The organism is Streptomyces sp. ICN903 (assembly GCF_022015835.1).
GTDB classification, from domain to species: domain Bacteria; phylum Actinomycetota; class Actinomycetes; order Streptomycetales; family Streptomycetaceae; genus Streptomyces; species Streptomyces fenghuangensis.
Genome location: NZ_JAKMAY010000311.1, coordinates 1 through 4,826 on the forward strand (window position 1 = coordinate 1; position 4,826 = coordinate 4,826).

The 4,826-nt window shown below is 74.0% G+C and carries 6 protein-coding genes; 4 read left to right on the forward strand and 2 right to left on the reverse strand.

The annotated features are described in order from the left end of the window. Positions 1-249: GNAT family N-acetyltransferase (locus L7D48_RS24150; RefSeq protein WP_237882439.1), on the forward strand; the 249-nt coding region annotated here is incomplete at its 5' end. A gap of 50 nt (positions 250-299) precedes the next feature. On the opposite strand, the gene L7D48_RS24155 is transcribed toward L7D48_RS24150, so the two are convergent. Beyond that, positions 300-827 carry a DUF4240 domain-containing protein gene (locus L7D48_RS24155; protein WP_237882449.1) on the reverse strand — a complete coding sequence of 176 codons (528 nt, stop codon included), beginning with the start codon at positions 825-827 and terminating at the stop codon, positions 300-302. A gap of 201 nt (positions 828-1,028) precedes the next feature. Between L7D48_RS24155 and L7D48_RS24160 the strand changes: the two genes are divergently transcribed. Next, positions 1,029-1,973: an SDR family oxidoreductase gene (locus L7D48_RS24160; RefSeq protein WP_237882441.1), complete on the forward strand. Its 945-nt coding sequence runs from the start codon at positions 1,029-1,031 to the stop codon at positions 1,971-1,973. Here the strand turns inward: L7D48_RS24160 and L7D48_RS24165 are convergent. Continuing rightward, the gene (locus tag L7D48_RS24165) at positions 1,964-2,929 is read right to left on the reverse strand and encodes a YafY family protein (RefSeq protein ID WP_237882443.1); all 966 of its coding nucleotides are present in this window, start codon (positions 2,927-2,929) and stop codon (positions 1,964-1,966) included. The genes L7D48_RS24160 and L7D48_RS24165 overlap by 10 nt on opposite strands. An 89-nt stretch (positions 2,930-3,018) precedes the next feature. Here L7D48_RS24165 and L7D48_RS24170 point away from each other — a divergent pair, with 89 nt between their 5' ends. Both L7D48_RS24170 and L7D48_RS24175 read left to right on the forward strand, forming a co-directional pair. Beyond that, complete coding sequence (locus L7D48_RS24170; RefSeq protein WP_237882445.1) at positions 3,019-4,608, forward strand: sodium-dependent transporter; 1,590 nt, start codon at positions 3,019-3,021, stop codon at positions 4,606-4,608. Further along, complete coding sequence (locus L7D48_RS24175; protein ID WP_237882447.1) at positions 4,608-4,712, forward strand: methionine/alanine import family NSS transporter small subunit; 105 nt, start codon at positions 4,608-4,610, stop codon at positions 4,710-4,712. The genes L7D48_RS24170 and L7D48_RS24175 overlap by 1 nt, the downstream gene beginning before the upstream one ends. Positions 4,713-4,826 lie beyond the last annotated feature (114 nt).

Genomic DNA, 4,826 nt, shown 5'->3' on the forward strand with positions numbered 1-4,826 from the left:
GGGCTGGCGGTGGACGGCGCGGTGCGGGGCCGGGGTGTGGGCAGGGCGCTGCTGCGCGCGGCGATGGCCGAGGCGAGGCGGCAGGGCGCCTCGCGGATCACCCTGCGGGTGCTGGGCCACAACGCGTCCGCGCGGGCGCTGTACGCCTCGGAGGGCTTCGCGGTGGAGGGCGTGCTGCCGGGGGAGTTCCTGCTGGAGAGCGGGTCCGCGGACGACGTGCTGATGGGGCGCTCGCTGGCCTCCGGCTGATCCGCCCGATCCGCCGGGCCCTCGACCCCGGGCCGCCCGTCGGCCCCGGGTCACCCCCGCGGCGGCCCGAACCGCTCCCACAGCCGGGGGAAGGCCGCGGCCAGGGCCCGGTCGTCCTCGAAGCCGGGCGGTGCGCCCTCCGGCTCCGGGGGCGGTTCGGGCAGGCCGAGATCGGGCAGCTCCAGACCGGTGAGCCGCTCGTAGGCCTCGTCCGCGGCGCCGCCGATGTCCTCGCCCTCGCCGTCCACCTCCGGGTCGAAGTCCTCCAGCAGATCGGCGAGCGAGTCCGGGTCGTGCAGCGCCCCCTCGAACACCTTCCTGCCCCGGCCGACCAGCCAGCAGCGGAAGGAGTCGAAGGCGTCCTCGTCCGCCCCGTCCAGCAGCACCCGGGCCGCTCCCCACAGGTCTGGGCGCCAGGCCCGGTTCACCCGGGCCTCGAAGTGGCGGGCGAAGTCCACGACGGTGTCCGGGTCGAGCCGCGTCAGCCGGTCGACGAGCAGTTCGGCGTGGTCGGCCGGGTCGCCCCCGGCGGCCTCGCGGGTGCCGTCGACCAGCTCCCAGAACTCCGTCTCGTGCATCGTCACGGAACCAAGGATCCGCCCTGCCGGCGCCTCCCGCACGCGGGGCGGCCGGCCGGCGCGGCGTCCGGCCCGGACCGATGGGAAAACCCGACAGCAGATGTCCGGTATCGGTGGCAGCGTGCCCGGTGCGGACAAGGCGCCGGGCGGGTGCGGGTCGGGCACCGGACGGGCGCCGAGGACATACGGAAGGACGAAGACGTGAACACGGCAGCGGTGTCAGCGGTGTCGGGGAAGGGCCTGGAGGGCAAGGTCGCACTGGTGGCGGGCGCCACCAGGGGCGCGGGCCGGGCCATGGCCGTGGAGCTCGGCCGGGCGGGCGCGACGGTGTACGCCACCGGCCGCACCACACGCGGGCACGTCAGCGAGGTGGGCCGCCCCACCGAGACGATCGAGGAGACCGCCGAACTGGTCACGGCGGCCGGGGGCACCGGCATCGCGGCGGCGGTCGACCACCTGGAGCCGGAGGAGGTCCGCGCCCTGGTGGAGCGGATCGACCGCGAGCACGAGCGCCTGGACGTCCTGGTCAACAACGTCTGGGGCGGCGACCACCTGCTCGACTTCGACACGAAGGTGTGGGAGGTCGAGCCGGCCAAGGGCCTGCGGATGCTGCGGCTGGGAGTGGAGACCCACCTGATCACCAGCCACTTCGCCCTGCCCCTGCTGATCCGGCGGCCGGGCGGGCTGGTGGTGGAGATCACCGACGGCACCGCCGAGTACAACGGCCCCAGGTACCGCGGCAACCTCTTCTTCGACCTGACGAAGAACGCCCCGATCCGGGCGGCCTTCGGCCTCGCCGAGGAACTGAAGGAGTACGGCTGCACGGCGGTCTGCCTCTCCCCGGGCTTCCTGCGTTCGGAGGAGATGCTCGACGCCTTCGGGGTGAGCGAGGAGAACTGGCGCGACGCTCTCGCACAGGAACCGCACTTCGCCATCGCCGAGTCGCCCGCCTACATCGGCCGGGCGGTGGCGGCCCTGGCGTGCGACCCGGACGCGGCCCGCTGGAGCGGGCGGTCCCTGTCCAGCGGGCAGCTCGCCATCGAGTACGGCTTCACCGACACCGACGGCTCGAGGCCGGACGGCTGGCGGTACTTCATCGAGGTCGTCCACGGCGGGAAGGAGGCGACCCCCGAGGACTACCGGTAGAGCCCGGCCATCCGCTCGGCCGCCCGTGCCATGCGCTCGCGCAGCGCGGGCGGGCCGAGCACCTCGCACTCGGGGCCGAGGGCGAGCAGCTGGTCGTAGGCGACGTCCAGGGACTCCACGGGCAGGACGACGGTGGTCAGCCCCTCCTCGTCGGTCTCCCCCCGCGCCAGCGCGTCCTCGGCCGCCGCCCGGTCGGTGGCGTACCGCAGCGCGCGCACCCCGGCCCGCGTCAGCCGCACCACGGCGGTCTCGCGCAGGATCGAGCGGGCGAAGGCCGCGGCCCGCTCCTCCCAGAAACCGGCCAGGTCGAAGTCCGCCTCCCGCTCGAACCGCCCCTCCAGCGGAGTGACGGAGTCGAAGCGGTCCACCCGGTAGACGCGCGGATCCCCGTCGGCGCGGGCGACGAGATACCACACGCCGGCCTTGAGCACCAGGCCGTACGGCTCCAGCGTCCGCCGCACCCGGGAGCCGTCCCGGCGGCGGTAGCGCGCGGCGACCGGCCGGTCGTCCCACACGGCCTCGGCCAGCGCCGGCAACGCTTCGGGCGTCTCGGTCGGCTGCCACCATCCCGGGGCGTCCAGGTGGAACCGCTGCGCCGCGCTGCGCGGGGCGTCCGCCAGTTCGGGGGTGAGGGCCGCGGCCACTTTCAACCGGGCGGCCGAGGCCGCGTCCGCCAGGCCCATCTCCCGCAGCGCGGAGGGCACCCCGGACAGGAACAGCGCCTCCGCCTCGTCGCGCCCCAGACCCGTCAGCCGGGTGCGGTAGCCGCCGACCAGCCGGTAGCCGCCGGTCCGCCCCCGGGCGGCGTAGACGGGGATCCCCGCCTCCGACAGGGCCAGCGCGTCGCGGGCGACGGTGCGCTCGGACACCTCCAGCCGCTCGGCCAGTTCGGCGGCGGTCATCGACCGCCGCGTCTGGAGCAGCAGCACCATCTCGATCAGCCGGGCAGCACGCATGCGCCCATCATCCCCGCCGGGGCGCGCGGCGCGGCGCGCGCTGTTAACGTGCTGTCAACCCATAGGGACAAAGCCGAGGAACGTCGCATATGGCCACCGAATCCAGCAGCACCCCGACGACCCCGCCGCCCCGCGCCCAGTGGGGGACCCGCACGGGCTTCCTGCTGGCGGCGATCGGCTCGGCCATCGGGCTCGGCAACATCTGGCGCTTCCCCTCCGAGGCGTACAAGAACGGCGGCGGGGCGTTCCTGCTGCCCTATCTGATCGCCCTGCTGACGGCGGGACTGCCGCTGCTGATCCTGGAGTACACGCTCGGCCGCCGCTACCGGAAGTCCCCGCCCGGCGCGTTCCGCAGGCTGTCCGGCCCGGCGCAGGCGATCGGCTGGTGGCAGGTGGCGGTCTCCTTCGTCATCGCCGCCTACTACGCCGTGATCCTGGCCTGGGCCGTGCGCTACGTGGGCTTCTCGGTGGGGGAGCAGTGGGGCGACGACCCGAACGCCTACTTCTTCGGCGACTTCCTGCGCACCGCCGAGCAGCCCGGCTGGATCTCCTCCTACGTCGGCGGCGTGTTCTGGCCGCTGCTGGTCATCTGGATCGCGGCCCTGACCGTCCTGGCCCTGGGGGTGCGGCGCGGCATCGAGATGGCCAACCGGATCTTCATCCCGCTGCTGGTGGTCTTCTTCGTCGTCCTGGTGATCCGCGCGGTCACCCTGGACGGAGCCGGGACGGGCCTGGACGCGCTGTTCTCGCCCGACTGGAGTGCGCTGGCCGAGGGCGGGGTCTGGGTCGCCGCCTACGGGCAGATCTTCTTCTCCCTCTCGGTCGGCTTCGGCATCATGATCACCTACGCCTCCTACCTGCGCCGCCGCGCCGACCTCACCGGCTCCGCGCTGGTGGCCGGGTTCGCCAACAGCTCCTTCGAACTCCTGGCGGGCATCGGGGTGTTCGCCACCCTCGGCTTCCTCTCCGCCGCCAGCGGCACACCGGTGGGGGAGACCGTCACCGACGGCATCGGCCTGGCGTTCATCGCCTTCCCGACGATCATCTCCAACATGCCGCTGGGCACCCTGTTCGGCCTGCTGTTCTTCGGCTCCCTGGTGATCGCCGGCTTCACCTCGCTGATCTCCATCGTGGAGGTGGTGGTCGCCTCGGTGCAGGACAAGACCGGCATCGGGCGCATCCCGGCCGTGCTCGGCGCCGGCGGCCTGACGGCCCTGGTGTCCATCCTGCTCTTCCCCACCGACAGCGGGCTGTACCTGCTGGACTCCGCCGACCACTTCATCAACCGCTACGGCATCGCCCTGGCCTCCCTGGTCGCGGTGATCGTCATCGCCTGGGTGCTGCGCAGGCTGCCGGTGCTCCAGCGGGACGCGGACGCCACCTCCGCCATCCGGCTGGGCGTGTGGTGGCGTCTGGCCCTGGGGGTCGTCACCCCGCTGGTGCTGGGCTGGATGATGGTGGACAGCCTGCGCGCGGAGTTCGACGAGAACTACGGGGACTACCCCTCCGGCTTCCTGTTCTGGTCCGGGTGGGCGGTCGCCCTGGGCGCACTGGTCTTCGGCGTGCTGGCCTCCCTGCTCCCCTGGCCGCGCGGCACGGAGCCGGCGGGTACGGAGCCCTCGGGGCCGTCCGGCCCCGTGGAGACGCGACCGGGCACGCCCGGGGAAGGGAGGCACTGATGTCGGCGGGCGCCGTCGTGATGATGATCGTCGCCATGGTCGTGGTGTGGGGCGGGCTGCTCGCGGCCATCCTCAAGCTCCGCGGCCACACCGAGGAGTACTGACACCCCAGGGCGCGGGACCCCGGCCCGGTCCGGAGCGGGGCCGGGCGCGCCTCCCGGCAGGTGGGAGGAGACGCGCCCGGCCGGCCGGAGCCGCCCGGCGGCGCGGGGAGGGGC